Source organism: Novosphingobium sp. AAP83 (assembly GCF_001295795.1).
GTDB lineage: Bacteria > Pseudomonadota > Alphaproteobacteria > Sphingomonadales > Sphingomonadaceae > Novosphingobium.
The window spans coordinates 290,328-305,804 of the sequence record NZ_LJHY01000016.1 but is presented as its reverse complement, the minus strand read 5'-3'; the positions used below and the strand labels follow the sequence as shown (position 1 = coordinate 305,804).

Sequence of the window (15,477 nt, the reverse complement as noted above, 5' to 3'; positions counted from 1 at the left end):
GCCGGTACACAGGCACGGCCCGATTGGCAAGCTACCCCGGACCAGTTTGCTGCGTTGCGGCCATGATTTCGCGCACACAGGCGGGCTTTACCCCGCGCTTGGCCAGATATCCGAACACCCCGCGCCACCAGTCATAGAATGCGTCAAGCTCGGCTTCACTGCGCACATAGGGGGTGTGGCCGGGGCAAATCGATGGGCTGTGGAACGAAAACACCAGAACGGGCAGGCCATCATCAAGCGCGATATCGATGCCCTTGATCGCTTCTTCCAGCGTGATGCCTTCGGGTGTCAGCGGGATACGTTCGAGCAATCCCAGCCGCGCCAGCGCGCCGCGCAGCCGTGGCGCGCGCCACAGCGCCGGATAAATCGCCTTGCCCTGCTGGCGTAGCAAACCCCAGAACACCGTGGTCAATGGCAGTTCCATCAGGCCTTTGGCCTTATCGATCCACCATGGCAGCAGCGGCAAATCGCGGAAATTCACGCCGCCGTTATAGCTGTAATCAAACCGTGATCGCACGGATGTGTCGATAGCGATGCCGTTGTCCGAGAGGATCGAGGCGGTGGCTGGCCCCACGCCATAGCGTCCGGCACGATAGATCAACGGGGCCATGCCAAAAGCCGCTTCGATGCTATCGCGCAAGGTGGCAAATTTGGCGCGTTCAAGCGCTTCGGGCAGATTTCCAGAAAAGCTGTTATGCTCGCTCACGGTCTCGTCAAAGGGCGGGCTGACCCATGGATGCAATTGCACGCCCACTTCGGCGCGTCCCGCCTTGACCGCTTCGCCCAGCACTTCAACTGCAAGGGGCGACGTGGCGATAGGATAATCAATCAGGTAGACCGGTATCACGCCCATGCCTTCACAGAATTGCTGGAAGCGTGCAATGCGGGGCACATGGTCCAGCCCATGGCTGGTGCGGTCGAGCGGCTTGCTCCAGTCAAACTCTTCTTCGGTATCGACAGTCACCACAAAACGCGTGCCGAATGCCGGATCGAACCGGACGAAATCAGCATCGCGCGGCATCGCGGTGATGTTCGCTCTCTGGTTCAATTTGCCCTCTGCCTAGCCAGAAAACGATTGCCGACCGGCGTCTCGGTCATCAGCCTCAAGCGTATGGTCGGGCCCATTGCCGGTCAAGGTGGGCAAGCCAATAAGGAGGAGGCCTTCGTCGCGCCGCAAAGCGCCGCCGCCCGCTTCCAGTTCGGCCCGGGCCAGCCGCAGGCTAAAACCATTGCCCAGCATGGCTGATGCCGCAAACGATCCGCCGCTTGCCGAGCCATCGGGCGCAAACAGGGCGGCATCATCAAGCCGCTGCAAGGATGCGGGCAATGTAATGGTCAACCTCGCCAGATCGGGCTGTGGTTCCAGTGTTATTGCTAAGCGTTCGCCCGGGGCAACGCTCGACGCGATGACCGATAGCACGCGCCAGACGGAACGCTCCACCTCGTCGGGGGCAAGCGATACTGTCAGCGGTTCAGGCGGCATCGTCACGTCAAGCCGGACATTTCGCGCAGTGAGGACCGGCGTCACCTGCTCCACCATACGCGCGATGATGGCGGCTGCATTGGCCTCGCCGTCCTCGATGCCCATCGCGCGGCTTTCCAGTTTTACCAGCCGCTCGACCTCTTCAAAGCCTGCCAGCATTTGCGCTGCATCTGCTGCGATGCTGGCGGCCATCGCGCGATATTGATGCGGGGTCTGGCCAAACACTTGCTGCTGGATGACCTCGGCAAAGCCCTGGATCGCGTTGATCGGGGTGCGCAATTCATGCAGCAACTGGCGCAGGCGGTCAGCTTCAACTTCCGGCGTGATCTGCGGCTCGGACGGGGCGGCAAAGGCCAAGGCCATCGGTCGGCGAAGGCGCAGCAAGTAGCCGGTGAAGCTGTTGCTATCGCGCGAAAAGATCGGCGTGCCATCGGCCTGCCACTGGCCTGCCACGTAATCGGCACCCGCAATCGCAAGGCGTCCGGCAACGATCGGCTGGCGCTGGCGGAAAGCGCCCGCCATCGCCTCGTCGCAATGGACCGGCGCCGATAGGTCTGTGGCAAACAAGCGGCTGCCGATCAGCATGCCAGCCGGATCAACCCCTGCATGAACCACCATGCCCTCGGCATTGGTCCGCAAATCGATTGAAAGAGGCGGTTGGCGAACCGAAGTATGCACTTCCCCGAACGGCAGGAGCGGCGCAACGCCATCGGCGCGCGGCAGTAGCAAGGCGGCATCGCGTTCTGCCCGCTTGCGGCGGAACGCTTCGATCCGGCGCACAATTGCGCCAACGCCTTCGCCCTGCGTGGATGGCGGGGCCGGTTCGGGCTTAGGCTCGGGTGCCCGGAAAACCGGCATCACCGGGCCGTGATTGGACGCAACTTCGGCTTCCGGTTCGGGCAAGAGAAAATCGTTTACGCCAAGCCGGGCCAGCACGTCGCGCACCCGCTCACCCAGATCGGTGCGATGGCGCAGGAAACCGCGTGCGGTGGTGGGCAGGCGCGGGATCAGCGCGATCCAATCATCTTCGGGCAACCGCGCCGATGCGATGATTGCCGAAGCGATGCGGGGGCTGCTTTGCGCAAAATGATAGACCAGCACGGCCGAACGATGTGAAGTGCCCCGCAAAATTGCCGCGCATTCCTCGACGGGCAAGGCATCTGCCAGCGAATCGATTCGGTCCAACGCCGAGGCATGGCGCTCTGACCATTGCGATAAAGGCACTGCACCCACCAGATCGATGAGCTGCCGCAATTGGGTGCGGCCCGCCAGTTTTCCGGCTGCGTTGGTACGCAGCACGGTCTCAAGGCGGTCATCAACGATCATCAAATTTTCGCAAGTCCATTCATCCGGCTGCCAAAGAGTCATGCTCCGGCGCGCCACTCCTGACCGAAACGACTGTTTAGCCTACTTAAAGCTAACAAATCGTGGCCGTTTGCAAAAGGCCGCTATCCACTGCGTTGCAATGTGGGACGATTACGATATGAAATAACTTTATAAGCGTCCGGCGTTCGCTTTTGTGCGGAAAATTGTCATATTGGCTTCTTTCCGAACGTGAAGACCGGAAAATTTGAAACAGATTATCAAAAGGCACAGCACCTGTGGACGCGATTGACCGGCGGCTTCTCGCTGAACTTCAGGATGAAGGGCGTGTAACCAACGTCGAGCTGGCACAACGCGTTGGTTTAACCGCTCCGCCGTGCCTGCGCCGCGTGCGTGCGCTCGAAGATGCGGGCGTGATCAAGGGCTACCACGCCGAACTTGATGCATCAAAGCTGGGCTTTGCGATTACCGTTTTCGCGCTCGTCAGCCTGAAAAGCCAGGCCGAGGAATCGCTGCGCCAGTTTGAAGAGCACATGAAGACGCTGGCCGAAGTGCGCGAATGCCACATGCTCAATGGCGAGATCGATTTTATCCTGAAGATCGTCAGCCGCGATCTGCAAAGCTTTCAGGAATTCCTCACCAGCAAACTGACGCCGGCGCCAAATGTCGCCAGCGTCAAAACGTCGCTGACGATTCGCACCGCCAAACAAGTGCCGGGTGTGCCGCTGGAGGATTAAGAGGCCTCGACAATCAATCAGGCTTGGCTGCCGCCTTTTGATGGTGGCGGATGACTTCTTCGATCACGAAGCGCAAAAACTTTTCCGAGAATTCGGGGTCCAGCTTGGCATCCTCGGCCAGTTTGCGCAGGCGGGTGATCTGGCGCTCTTCACGGCCCGGATCGGATGCGGGCAATTTGTTCTGTGCCTTATAGGCGCCAACGGCTTGTGTTATGCGAAAACGCTCGGCCAAGATGTGGATCATGGCCGCGTCGATATTGTCGATCGACTGGCGATAGCCTGCCAGCACCGCGTCTTCGCTCATTCCCGTATACCCCATCCAAATGCTTAATCCGTCCGCTACCGCGCAAGATGCATCTTGCCAAGCGCCGCGAGGGACGCCAAGCGACACAGCACGATGACAGCGACCATTCACACCCTGCCGCGCAAGGCGGAACCTTCGCTCACCCCGATGATGGCGCTTGTCGCCGAAGGCATGAACAGCGTCAACGCGGTGATCCTTGACCGGATGCAATCGCGCATCCTGCTGATCCCGACGCTTGCGGGGCACCTGATCGCGGGCGGCGGCAAGCGCATGCGCCCGATGCTCACTTTGGCCAGCGCGTCGTTGCTGGGATATGGTGGCAGCCGCCATTACAAGCTGGCCGCTGCGGTGGAATTCATCCACACCGCAACGCTCCTCCACGATGATGTGGTCGATGGATCAGACATGCGGCGCGGGAAGAAGACCGCGAACATCGTTTACGGCAATCCTGCCACCGTGCTGGTTGGCGATTTCCTGTTCAGCCGCAGCTTCGAACTGATGGTCGAAGACGGCTCGCTCAAAGTCCTGCGCATTCTGTCAAATGCCTCTGCGGTCATCTCTGAAGGTGAAGTCGATCAATTGGTCGCGCAGCGCCAGATCGGCACGACCGAGGAAATGTATCTCGACATCATTGCCGCAAAGACCGCCGCGCTGTTCTCTGCCGCCTGCCGCATCGCAGCGGTTGTTGCAGAACGGCCCGAAGCCGATGAACAGACGCTTGATTCCTATGGCAAGAACCTTGGGATCGCGTTCCAGTTGGCCGATGACGCTATCGACTATGATTCTGATGCTGCTGAAATGGGCAAGGATCAGGGCGACGATTTCCGCGAGGGCAAGATGACCTTGCCGGTGATCCTCGCGTATGCGCGCGGCAACGATGAAGAGCGCGAATTCTGGCAGCAGGCCATCGCAGGTGATCGCTCGTCTGACGAGGATCTGGCCCACGCCATCACGCTGATCCGCAATCACGATGCGGTCAACGCCACGCGCGAACGCGCCCGCATGTATGCCCAACGTGCTATTGATGCGATTTCCGGCTTCCCCGCCAGCGCGGCGAAACTGGCGATGACCGAAGCGGCGGAGTTTGCAGTCGCTCGCCGGTTCTAAACAGATCATCCCCATCGGAGAGTTTCCATGCAGCATCGCCGTCTCGGCAAGTCCGCCATTGTCGTGTCCGACATCTGCATGGGCACGATGACCTTCGGCAGCCAGACGGACGAGTCCACCGCGCTGCGCATTCTGGATCGCTGCTATGATGCGGGGATCAACTTCTATGATACGGCCGAGGGCTATCCCGTGCCGCCCGAAGTCAAATGGGTTGGGCGGACTGAAAACATCGTTGGTAAATGGCTGAAAACCAAGCCGCGCGATGGCATCATCCTTGCCACCAAGGTTTCCGGCCCCAGCCACACCTGGTTCCGCTCGCCTTGCCGTGAAGGCATGACCGCGCTGGACCGGCGCAATATCATTTCGGCGATTGATGCCAGCCTGACCAAGCTCGGCACCGATTACATCGATTTGTACCAGACCCATTGGCCCGATCACGATACGTCCTATGATGAAACCATGGAGGTTCTCGATGAACTGGTCCGTGCCGGCAAAGTGCGCATCGCGGGCTGTTCGAACGAAACAAGCTGGGGCCTGATGAAATCGATCAGCACCGCCGAACGCCTTGGCACCGCGCGCTATCAGACGATCCAGAACAACTTCAGCCTCAACAATCGCCGCTTCGAAGATGAACTGGCGCAAGTGTGCCGGATGGAAGGGGTCAGCCTGATCCCTTATTCACCGCTGGCAGGCGGTGTGCTTTCGGGCAAATACAACGGTGGGGCCCGGCCTGAAGGCGCACGCTTCTCGCGCTATCTCGCGATGGAAGGCCGCCAAGCCAGTATAGGCCGCCGCTTCGTGAATGACCGGTCGCTCAGTTCCACCGAACGCTTCATGGCAATCGCCGCCGAAGCGGGCCTCGATCCCGTCACTTTTGCCGTCGCATGGTCCAAGCAGCACGATTTTGTTGCATCCACCATCGTTGGCGTCACCACCGAAGCGCAAGTTGATCCGATCCTTGCTGCGGCTGACCTTGTCCTGCCCGCCGATGTTATGGCCGCCGTTGATAAAGTCTCGCGCGAAATCCGCTATCCCATGGGGTGATTGCCACACCGGCACCTTTGCCGGTAAGGCCCCCGGCGTGAGCGAATTGCCGATCCACGCTGTCCTGCCAGACCTTCTCGCCGCCCTGCGCGCGCGGACAAGTGCTGTGCTGATCGCGCCGCCCGGGGCCGGCAAGACTACCGCCGTCGCGCCTGCCTTGCTGGATCAGGTGTGGTGCACCGGCCAAGTTATCGTGCTGTCCCCCCGCCGGGTCGCCGCGCGCGCTGCGGCAGAACGTATGGCCGAATTGCTGGGTGAGGAAGCGGGCGGCACCATCGGCTACGTCACCCGGCTCGATGCGAAACGCTCTGCCAAAACGCGCGTTCTGGTGATGACCGAGGCGATTTTCGTCGCCACGATCCTTGGCGATCCCGAACTTACCGGCACTTCTGCCGTGCTGTTCGATGAAGCGCACGAACGCCATCTCGACAGCGATCTCGGCCTTGCCTTGGCGATCGAGGCGCAAGGCGTGTTGCGCGATGACCTGCGGCTCGTCGTCATGTCGGCCACCATTGATGGCTCGCGGTTTGCCGCTTTGCTCAATGATGCGCCAGTGATCGAAAGCGAGGGCAAGGCCCATCCGCTCACGCACAAATGGCTGGGCTCGCGGCCCGATGTGAAGATCGAAGCGGCGATGGCATCGGCCATTCAAACGGCATGGCGCGATGAAACGGGCGATATCTTGGCGTTCCTCCCCGGCGTCGCGCAGATTGAACGCACCGCCGCCCTACTGGCCGAACGGCTTCCCAATGCGCTGGTCTTGCCCCTTCACGGCCAAGTCGAACCCGCCGCCCAACGCACCGCGATCAAGCGCGATGCCCAAGGCCGCCGCCGCATCGTGCTGGCCACCAGCATCGCCGAAACTTCGCTGACGCTGGACGGCGTATCGGTCGTCGTCGATGCAGGCCTTTCGCGCCGCGCCGAATTTGACAAGGCGGCAGGTGTCACCCGCCTTATCACCACCCGCGCCAGTCAGGCCTCTGCCGCCCAACGTGCTGGCCGCGCTGCGCGCCAAGGGCCGGGCGTTGCCTATCGCCTGTGGGAAGAGGCCGCGCACGCTGGCCGTCCAGCCTTCGATCCGCCCGAGGTGACCACCAGCGATCTTGCGCCCCTTGCGCTCACGCTGGCGCAATGGGGTGCAGGCGATCCGGCGCAAATGGCGTGGCTCGATGCGCCGCCAGTGCCCGCGCTTGGTGCAGCCAAAGCCGCATTGCAGGCCTTGGGGGCACTTGACGGGGAAGGGCGGATTACCCCACACGGGCAGGCAATGGCGCGGCTTTCAATGGAGCCTGCGCTCGCCCACATGCTGCTGTTCGCTGCCGCACGCGGCCAAGCCACAGAGGCGGCACGGCTGGCGCTTTTGCTGCAAGAACGCGGCCTTGGCGGGCGGGGCGAAGACCTTGGCCGCAGGCTGGATCGCTGGGCAGGGGAGCGCGGCAACCGCGCCGATGCCTCGCGCAAACTGGCGGCACGTTGGGCAGATACGGCGGTCAAAGTGCTTCGGCAGACCGCGCCTGCTGCCGATGGACGCGCAGAACAAGTCCCCACCGCCATCCTGCTTGCCGAAGCCTTCCCCGACCGGATCGCCCGCGCGCGCAGTGCCTCGGGCGAGGAGTGGCAATCCACCGGCGGGCGCGGCTACCGGCTTGATCCCGCATCGCCATTGGCCACCGCCAAGTGGCTTGTAATTGGCGATGCGCAAGGCGAGGCCAAAGGCGCGCGGATCACCGCTGCACTGGCCCTCGAAGAAGCTGAAGTCCTGCGCCATTTGTCACACCGGATCGACGAGCGCCACGCACTCTCGTGGAACGCCGCCGAAGCTCGTGTCGAAGCACGGCTGGAGCGGCGCTTGGGCTCCATCGTGCTCGCACGCGTGCCCGATCCCAAGCCTGATCCCGATGCGGTTGCGGCTTTGCTCATCGCCCAAGTGCGCGAAGCGGGCCTTGCCATCCTGCCACTGGGCGATAGCAGCAAGGCCCTGATCGAACGCGCAGGCTATGCCGGCCTCGAAGCGCTGTCCGAAGCGGGATTGCTGGCATCGCTGGAAACTTGGCTGGCCCCTCTTCTGAATGGCCGCCGCGATCTGGCGCTGTCGGCAGGAAAGCTGCACGATGCTCTGCTATCCCGCCTTGATTGGAACGAGCGGCAGGAACTCGAACGCCTCGCCCCCGCCGATTTCCGCTCTCCGGCTGGCACCACGCACGCTATCGATTATGCGCATGACGGTGGCCCATGCGTGGAACTGCGCGTGCAGGCGCTGTTCGGGATTGATCGCCACCCTTGCGTGGGCCAACCGCCGCGCCCGTTGTTGCTCTCGCTCACCAGCCCCGGCGGCAAACCGATCCAGACCACGGCAGATTTGCCCGGCTTTTGGCGCGGATCGTGGAAGGATGTGTGCAAGGACATGAAGGGCCGTTATCCGCGCCACCGCTGGCCGGACGAGCCGTGGACCGAAGACCCCAGCCTCAAGACCAAGAACGCTTTTAACCGTTCGCGCTGAACATAGGCGATTCCCGCTCTTGATTCTGCCCGCGATTCGACGCAGTGCAGCATCTATGTCAGCACGCATCTATCAGCGCCCCAAAAACGCCATGCAGTCCGGCAAAGCCCGTACCAGCGATTGGCTGCTCGAATTCGAAGCATCGGAGGCCAAGCGCCCCGATCCACTGATGGGCTGGGCAGGCTCGGGCGATACGCAAGCGCAAGTCGTGCTGAAGTTCGAAACCGCCGAAGAAGCGAAGGCCTATGCCGCGCGCTATGGCATCGAAGCGCACGTGATCCCCACGCCCGTGCGCAAGCTCAAGCTGCAAAGCTACGCTGATAACTTCCGTTAAGGGTTAAAGCCCACCCCCGACCCCTCCCGCAAGCGGGAGGGGAGAAGAAAAGCGAGAAACCACTCCCGCTTGCGGGAGGTGAGCGAGACTTAGCGAGCCGAAGGCGAGCTTAGTCGCAGTGGGGTGGGCATAGCGCGACGCCGCATATCACGACACCACGCCAATCCCGAACCCACTGGACAAACCCGCCACTCCCCGCCATAGGCCGCAACGGGAGTCGGTCGGACGCTTGCGCCCGCCAACCTGGTCAGGTCCGGAAGGAAGCAGCCACAACGGTTTGCGGCGGGTCGGCCGGCTCCTTTATCCCTCTTCAGATGCGCCCCTCATCCGCGAACGCGCGGCGTTGCGCGATCCGGTCGCGGGCACGATCCCTGCCACTTTGCCAAGCCCGAACAGTGGCATGTTGCCATAAATCGTTTCATGCTCGCCTGCGGCCACGGCATATGTCTCATGAAAAATGCCCACCGTGCCATCGCTGCCCACCGATTTGTTGAACGCGCTCCACGCAGGCCAATGCAACTGGTCGCGATTGCGGGCATAGGCTTCAAGACTATCAAAATCGCGCCAGTATTGCAGCAGCACGATCGTGCGATGATTGCGCAGCATCGTCTCTATGCCCAGAAAGCCGCTTTCGGGATTGCGGTACAGTTCGGCAATCATTGGCCCCATGGCGCGCACCACGGGGAGCCATTTGCCCACTTTGCGGAAATGGTTGATCCGCATGCCGATCACGAAGAACACAAGCGGTTGGTCAAAATCCGCAGTAAAGCGGCCGGAATGGATCGTGCTCATGCCAACAAGGTTGCATTGTGCAACTTTATTGTCAATCCACCGTTTACCCGCGCACAGACATTCGACAATCGGGCGTCGAACGCCTAGTTAGGCAGGCGATGGACGAATCCACTGACATGTTTGGCGATGGGCCCGAAGACGATGAGGACGACGATCAACCGTCGTCTGCTGATCTCGAGGCGGCTGGCCAATCGTCGATGTTCGGCGAACCTGCGCCCGTAACCGCGCCACCACCCCCGCCAAACCCCGCGCCAGTCGCTGCTCCCAAAGTGCAGCCCTATCGCGTTCTGGCGCGCAAATATCGCTCACAAACTTTCGCCGAACTGATCGGGCAGGATGCGATGGTCCAGACGCTGGCCAACGCGATCCGGCGTGATCGTCTGGCGCATGCCTTCTTGATGACCGGCGTGCGCGGGGTCGGCAAAACCTCCACCGCGCGCCTGATCGCCAAAGCACTCAACTGCATCGGGCCTGACGGGCAGGGCGGCCCGACCATCGATCCGTGCGGGGTGTGTGAGCCCTGCGTTGCCATCGCCGAAGGCCGCCATATCGATGTGATCGAGATGGACGCCGCGTCGAACACCGGCGTCGATGACGTGCGCGAAATTATCGAAGCCGTGCGCTATGCCGCCGTTTCGGCGCGCTACAAGATCTACATCATCGACGAAGTTCACATGCTGTCGCGCAATGCTTTCAATGCCTTGCTGAAGACACTTGAGGAACCGCCTGCGCATGTGAAGTTCCTCTTCGCCACCACCGAAGTCGATAAGCTGCCCGTCACCGTCCTGTCGCGCTGCCAGCGGTTCGATCTCAAACGCATTCCGGCCCCTTTGCTCGCCAGCCACTTCGCGATGATCTGCGAAAAGGAAGGCGTCGATGCCGATGCCGAAGCACTTTCGATGGTTGCCGCCGCTGCCGAAGGTTCAGTGCGCGATGGCCTCTCGATCCTCGATCAGGCGATCAGCCACGCCGATCTGGTCGGCAGCGATGATGGCCGCACGCATGTTTCGGCCGATCAGGTCCGGCAAATGCTCGGCCTTGCCGATAAAACCATGCAGCGCCGCCTGCTGGAAGCCGTGCTCTCGGGCAAGGGCGATGCGGTGCTCGCAGAAGTCGCGCAGCAATATGCACTGGGGATTGAACCCATCGCGATGATGCGCGCGCAGATGGACGTCGTCCACCGCGTCACCGTCACGCAGATCGGCGGCGTCAGCCCCGATGTGCGCTCCACCGAAGAACGCGAAGCGCTGGAGGCTTGGGCCAAGACGCTGGCGGCGGGGCAATTGCACCGGTTGTGGCAATTGCTGCTCAAGGGCTACGAGGAAGTCAAGACGGCGCCCGATCCTCTGGTTGCCACACAAATGGCGCTGTTGCGGGTGATGCACGCGGCCGAAATGCCCGATCCCGGCGGCCTCATCCGCAAGCTTGAGGAACTCTCCTCGCGTCCAGCCGTTGCGTTTCAGGCTCCGGCTGGTGGGGCAGGGCCGGTGGCACAGGCAGCGCCTGCTCCTGTGGCGGCGGTCAACTGGGAAGCGCTGGTTGAAAAGGTCGAGCATGTCTCACCGCTCGTCGGATCGACAATGCGGTTGGCCGTACGGGTGGTTGACCTGACGCCCGGCACACTGCGCTATCAGTTGGCGCCGGGCGTTCCGGGTGATCCGGGTGCGGAAATCCGCCGCGCGCTGAACCACGTGACGGGTGAAGCATGGATTGTTGAACAGGCTGCGGGCGATGCTTTGCCCAGCCTCGAAGAATTGCGGGCAGCCAAAGAGGCGGCAGAAGCTGTCGCGCTGAAGCAGAACCCGCTGGTCAAGGCCGCACTGGAAGCCTTTCCGGGCGCGGTCATCGTTGATGAAGATAGCTCGCCAGAGCATGAAAAAAGACCTTGGAGCAAACGCGCATGAAGTCGATGGAAGAGATGATCCAAGCCGCTCAGGCGGCTGCGCAGACCATCCAGAAGCAAATGGAAGACGCCCAGAACACGCTCGATTCCATTCAGGTTGAAGGTTTGGCAGGCGGCGGCGTGGTGCGCATCCGCGCTTCTGCCAAGGGTCGCGTGATCGGCGTTTCGATTGACGATACCCTGCTCGTGCCTGCCGACAAGGGCATTCTTGAAGACCTGATTGCTGCCGCCTTCAACGATGCGCGCGGCAAGGCCGATGCTGTGGCCGCCGAAGAAATGCAGAAAGTACAGATGGCTGCCGGCATCCCGCCCGGATTCAAGCTGCCGTTCTGATTGGCCCGATGATCAAGGAAATCCGGATTTGAGTTTGACCATTCTGGCTGGCGCTGCGCTCCTTGCGGGGCCAGCCGCGCTTATGGCCGATGTGCCCACGCAGGACGCTACGCCGCGATCAGTGTCGGTGCCTGAAACAACACCATTGCCGGAATTTGTGCCGGACCTTACCGCTGCCACGTCACCGCCCGAAGCTGCGCAATCCGCTCCCCCAGCCGATCAAGGCATCGTCGTTTCGGGTGATCGCAGCCCTGCGCAAGACCCGATGCAATCGGTCAATCAGGCGTCTTATGATGCGGTTCAGGCGGTTGATGGTGCAGTCATCGCACCTATGGCGATGCAATATCAAAAAGCCATACCGCGCCCGATCCGCACCGGTTTGCGCAACTTTCTGCTGAACGTGACCGAGCCGATCGTGGCGCTCAATTATCTGCTGCAATTGAAGCCGGGCAAGGCGGCTGAAACGCTTGGCCGCTTTGCGATCAACTCAACCGTCGGCATCGGCGGGGTGATCGATGTGGCAAAGAAGAAGCCGTTCAATCTGCCATACCGGCGCAACGGCTTTGCTTATACCTTTGGCTATTACGGTATCGGCAACGGGCCTTACATGTTTCTGCCGCTGGTCGGCGCCACCACATTGCGCGATGTAATCGGCCTCGGCCTTGATCGCTTCCTCATGCCCTTCGCGGTCGGTGGACCATTGCGGCATCCTGCCTATGTCTATGGCGGCTTCGTCGTACGCTCGCTTGATGATCGGGTCGAGAACGACGCATTGTTCAAACAGATCGATGAGGAATCAAATCCTTACGCTTCCTACCGCGAGTTCTATCTCAAGACGCGTCAGGCCGAGATTGATGCGCTGAAGGGCAAAGTCGCTCCTCCACCGGAAGATACGACTGTGCTGCCAGAGGTTGCTCCGGCCCCCGTTCCGGCACCGACCCCTGCGCCACCGCCTATGGAATTCATCGCGCAACCGGTCGTCCAACCGCTACCAACAAACTAAAAACCGCAGCGCTCGTTTTGCCCGCGCGAATTGTGCCTATGGCGGTGTTAACGGTTTTTCCACCGGACAGGGTGGCATCCTTGTGGGCATGATCCACAAGGGAAGTGCGCAATGCCATTGCGGCGGGGGCGCGGCCTCCCCATATCTCGGTTATGCCTTGGGCAGCTTGCCCGGAACGACGGAAATGAAGTGCCAATGAATCTCTATCCTCTGCTTCCCTTGCGTGACATTGTGGTGTTCCCCGGCATGGTTGTGCCGTTGTTCGTCGGACGTGAAAAATCCGTGTCGGCGCTTGAAGCTGCCATGGCTGGCAACAAGGATATCTTCCTGCTCGCGCAGCTTGATCCCGGTTGCGACGATCCTGACCGTGATGACCTGTATGAAACCGGCGTAATCGCTTCGGTTCTGCAATTGCTGAAGCTGCCCGATGGCACCGTGCGCGTGCTGGTTGAGGGCAAGGACCGCGCCAAGCTTCACGATCTGCGCGAAGAAACCACCAGCAACGGCGTGATGTTGATTGCCCAGGTTGAACAGCTTGAACCCGTGATCGCCACCAGCACTGAAATCCAGGCGATGATGCGCTCGGTCGTCGATCAGTTTGCTGAATATGCCAAGCTTTCAAAGAAGCTGCCGCAGGATGCTGGCGGCCAGTTGGGCGATATCGAAGATGCTGGAAAGCTTGCCGATTCCGCCGCTGCCAATCTGGCGGCAAAGGTGGCTGACAAGCAAGCTGTGTTGACAGAAGCTGATCCGCTCAAGCGCCTCGAAATGGTGCTCTCCTTCATGGAGGGCGAACTGGGCGTTTTGCAGGTGGAACGCAAGATCCGTGGCCGCGTAAAGCGCCAGATGGAAAAGACCCAACGCGAATACTACCTCAACGAACAGTTGAAGGCGATCCAGTCCGAACTGGGCGGCGGCGATGATGGCGAAGCCAACGAAATCGCTGAACTCGCTGAAAAGATTGATAAACTCAAGCTCTCGAAAGAGGCGCACACCAAGGCGCAGGCGGAACTGAAAAAGCTCAAAGGCATGCAGCCGATGAGCGCGGAAGCCACCGTCATCCGCAATTACCTTGACGTGCTTCTCGGCCTGCCGTGGGGCAAGAAGAGCAAACTCAAGCGCGATCTGCCAGCAGCGCAAGCCGTGCTCGACGCCGATCACTATGCGCTCGACAAGGTCAAAGACCGTATCATCGAATATCTCGCGGTTCAGGCGCGCACTAACAAGCTCAAAGGCCCGATCCTGTGTCTCGTCGGCCCTCCGGGCGTCGGCAAGACCTCGCTTGGCAAATCGATCGCCAAGGCAACCGGCCGCGAATTCATCCGCCAATCGCTGGGCGGCGTGCGTGACGAAGCTGAAATCCGTGGCCACCGCCGCACCTATATCGGCTCGCTACCGGGCAAGATCGTCACCAACTTGCGCAAAGCTGGTACGTCCAACCCGCTGTTCCTGCTCGATGAAATCGATAAGCTCGGTCAGGACTTCCGGGGTGATCCCGCATCGGCCCTGCTCGAAGTGCTTGATCCTGAACAGAACTCCAAGTTTCAGGATCATTATCTCGAACTCGATTACGATCTGTCCGACGTGATGTTCGTCTGCACCGCCAACAGCCTCAACCTGCCGCAAGCGCTGCTGGACCGCATGGAGATCATCCGGCTCGAAGGCTATACCGAGGACGAAAAGGTCCAGATTGCCGAACGTCACCTGATTGCCAAGCAAGTCGAAGCGCATGGCCTCAAGAAGGGCGAATTCGAACTCACGCACGAAGCCTTGCGCGATCTGATCCGCTATTACACCCGCGAAGCAGGCGTGCGTACGCTTGAGCGGGAAGTCGCGCGTCTGGCGCGCAAATCGCTGCGTCAGATCCTTGAAGGTAAGACCAAGAGCGTCACCGTAACCCCTGAAAACCTCGATGAATTCGCAGGCGTGCGCAAGTTCCGGCACGGCGTTTCCGACGAGGAAAATCAGGTCGGCTCGGTCACGGGCCTTGCGTGGACCGAAGTTGGCGGCGAATTGCTCACGATCGAAAGCGTCACCGTTCCCGGCAAGGGCGCGGTGCGCACCACCGGCAAGCTGGGCGAAGTGATGAGCGAAGGCGTGCAGATGGCCTTCAGCTTCGTCAAAGCGCGCAGCCCCGCCTATGGTATCAAGCCCTCGATCTTCCAACGCAAGGACTTGCACATCCACTTGCCCGAAGGCGCAGTGCCCAAGGACGGCCCGAGCGCAGGGATCGGCATGGTCACCGCGATGGTCTCGACGCTCACGGGCATTCCGGTGCGAGCAGACATTGCGATGACCGGGGAGGTAACCTTGCGCGGGCGTGTGCTCGCTATTGGGGGCTTGAAGGAAAAGCTCCTCGCGGCGCTGCGCGGCGGCATCAAAACGGTGCTGATTCCCGAAGAAAACCGCAAAGACCTTGCCGAGATTCCAGCGAACATCAAGGAAGGCTTGGAGATTATCCCGGTCAGCCACGTCGATGAGGTGCTGGCGCACGCGTTAACCTCCAAGCATCAGGCGATTGAATGGACCGAGGCCGATGATTTGGCCACACAACCGGGCCATTCTGCGGCAGGACCGGCTTCGTCACTGACCGCACATTGAGTTTATGGCCCGT

General features: G+C 61.1%; 13 protein-coding genes and 1 other RNA gene. 10 read left to right on the top strand and 4 right to left on the bottom strand.

The window, feature by feature from the left end; all coding sequences use genetic code 11:
* Positions 1–31: 31 nt before the first annotated feature.
* Positions 32–1,021: a polysaccharide deacetylase family protein gene (locus IP81_RS08180; RefSeq protein ID WP_054107488.1), complete on the bottom strand. Its 990-nt coding sequence runs from the start codon at positions 1,019–1,021 to the stop codon at positions 32–34.
* 39 nt (positions 1,022–1,060) lie between these two features.
* Complete coding sequence (locus IP81_RS08175; protein WP_197274573.1) at positions 1,061–2,809, bottom strand: HAMP domain-containing histidine kinase; 1,749 nt, start codon at positions 2,807–2,809, stop codon at positions 1,061–1,063.
* Between the two features lie 275 nt (positions 2,810–3,084).
* Between IP81_RS08175 and IP81_RS08170 the strand changes: the two genes are divergently transcribed.
* Positions 3,085–3,543 (top strand): Lrp/AsnC family transcriptional regulator, encoded by a 459-nt coding sequence (locus tag IP81_RS08170; RefSeq protein ID WP_054107486.1) that lies wholly within the window; start codon positions 3,085–3,087, stop codon positions 3,541–3,543.
* Between the two features lie 13 nt (positions 3,544–3,556).
* Here the strand turns inward: IP81_RS08170 and IP81_RS08165 are convergent, their stop codons facing one another.
* Positions 3,557–3,847 carry a chorismate mutase gene (locus IP81_RS08165; protein WP_054107485.1) on the bottom strand — a complete coding sequence of 97 codons (291 nt, stop codon included), beginning with the start codon at positions 3,845–3,847 and terminating at the stop codon, positions 3,557–3,559.
* A 93-nt stretch (positions 3,848–3,940) separates the two neighbouring features.
* Between IP81_RS08165 and IP81_RS08160 the strand changes: the two genes are divergently transcribed.
* From IP81_RS08160 to ffs, 5 genes are all read left to right on the top strand, one after another.
* A complete protein-coding gene (locus IP81_RS08160; protein ID WP_054107484.1) occupies positions 3,941–4,954 on the top strand; it encodes a polyprenyl synthetase family protein in 1,014 nt (337 codons plus the stop codon).
* 27 nt (positions 4,955–4,981) lie between these two features.
* Complete coding sequence (locus IP81_RS08155) at positions 4,982–5,998, top strand: aldo/keto reductase (RefSeq protein ID WP_054107483.1); 1,017 nt, start codon at positions 4,982–4,984, stop codon at positions 5,996–5,998.
* A 37-nt stretch (positions 5,999–6,035) separates the two neighbouring features.
* On the top strand, positions 6,036–8,498 hold the full coding sequence (hrpB, locus tag IP81_RS08150) for an ATP-dependent helicase HrpB (protein ID WP_054107482.1): 2,463 nt from the start codon (positions 6,036–6,038) through the stop codon (positions 8,496–8,498).
* Positions 8,499–8,553: 55 nt separating this feature from the next.
* Entirely contained in the window at positions 8,554–8,832 is a 279-nt protein-coding gene (locus IP81_RS08145) for an ETC complex I subunit (protein WP_054107481.1), read from the top strand.
* A 210-nt stretch (positions 8,833–9,042) separates the two neighbouring features.
* Positions 9,043–9,137: signal recognition particle sRNA small type (ffs, locus tag IP81_RS19615), an RNA gene on the top strand.
* Here the strand turns inward: ffs and IP81_RS08140 are convergent.
* Positions 9,133–9,624, bottom strand: coding sequence for a DUF4188 domain-containing protein (locus IP81_RS08140; protein ID WP_054107480.1), 492 nt, complete (start codon positions 9,622–9,624; stop codon positions 9,133–9,135). The two genes, ffs and IP81_RS08140, sit on opposite strands and share 5 nt — an antisense overlap.
* 98 nt (positions 9,625–9,722) lie before the next feature.
* Between IP81_RS08140 and IP81_RS08135 the strand changes: the two genes are divergently transcribed.
* From IP81_RS08135 to lon, 4 genes are all read left to right on the top strand, one after another.
* Complete coding sequence (locus IP81_RS08135; protein WP_054107479.1) at positions 9,723–11,528, top strand: DNA polymerase III subunit gamma/tau; 1,806 nt, start codon at positions 9,723–9,725, stop codon at positions 11,526–11,528.
* Positions 11,525–11,860 carry a YbaB/EbfC family nucleoid-associated protein gene (locus IP81_RS08130; RefSeq protein ID WP_054107478.1) on the top strand — a complete coding sequence of 112 codons (336 nt, stop codon included), beginning with the start codon at positions 11,525–11,527 and terminating at the stop codon, positions 11,858–11,860. The genes IP81_RS08135 and IP81_RS08130 overlap by 4 nt, the downstream gene beginning before the upstream one ends.
* Before the next feature lie 28 nt (positions 11,861–11,888).
* On the top strand, positions 11,889–12,863 hold the full coding sequence (locus tag IP81_RS08125; protein ID WP_082356047.1) for a VacJ family lipoprotein: 975 nt from the start codon (positions 11,889–11,891) through the stop codon (positions 12,861–12,863).
* Positions 12,864–13,058: 195 nt separating this feature from the next.
* A complete protein-coding gene (gene lon, locus IP81_RS08120) occupies positions 13,059–15,464 on the top strand; it encodes an endopeptidase La (protein ID WP_054107476.1) in 2,406 nt (801 codons plus the stop codon).
* Positions 15,465–15,477: the final 13 nt, after the last annotated feature.

Excerpts from the sequence above, each read along its gene's own strand:
- IP81_RS08135 (WP_054107479.1), top strand. The coding sequence starts at position 9,723 with ATGGACGAATCCACTGACATGTTTGGCGATGGGCCCGAAGACGATGAG.
- lon (WP_054107476.1), top strand. The coding sequence starts at position 13,059 with ATGAATCTCTATCCTCTGCTTCCCTTGCGTGACATTGTGGTGTTCCCC.
- IP81_RS08160 (WP_054107484.1), top strand. The coding sequence starts at position 3,941 with ATGACAGCGACCATTCACACCCTGCCGCGCAAGGCGGAACCTTCGCTC.
- IP81_RS08145 (WP_054107481.1), top strand. The coding sequence starts at position 8,554 with ATGTCAGCACGCATCTATCAGCGCCCCAAAAACGCCATGCAGTCCGGC.
- IP81_RS08165 (WP_054107485.1), bottom strand. The coding sequence starts at position 3,847 with ATGAGCGAAGACGCGGTGCTGGCAGGCTATCGCCAGTCGATCGACAAT.
- IP81_RS08130 (WP_054107478.1), top strand. The coding sequence starts at position 11,525 with ATGAAGTCGATGGAAGAGATGATCCAAGCCGCTCAGGCGGCTGCGCAG.
- IP81_RS08180 (WP_054107488.1), bottom strand. The coding sequence starts at position 1,021 with ATGCCGCGCGATGCTGATTTCGTCCGGTTCGATCCGGCATTCGGCACG.
- IP81_RS08175 (WP_197274573.1), bottom strand. The coding sequence starts at position 2,809 with ATGATCGTTGATGACCGCCTTGAGACCGTGCTGCGTACCAACGCAGCC.
- IP81_RS08155 (WP_054107483.1), top strand. The coding sequence starts at position 4,982 with ATGCAGCATCGCCGTCTCGGCAAGTCCGCCATTGTCGTGTCCGACATC.
- IP81_RS08140 (WP_054107480.1), bottom strand. The coding sequence starts at position 9,624 with ATGAGCACGATCCATTCCGGCCGCTTTACTGCGGATTTTGACCAACCG.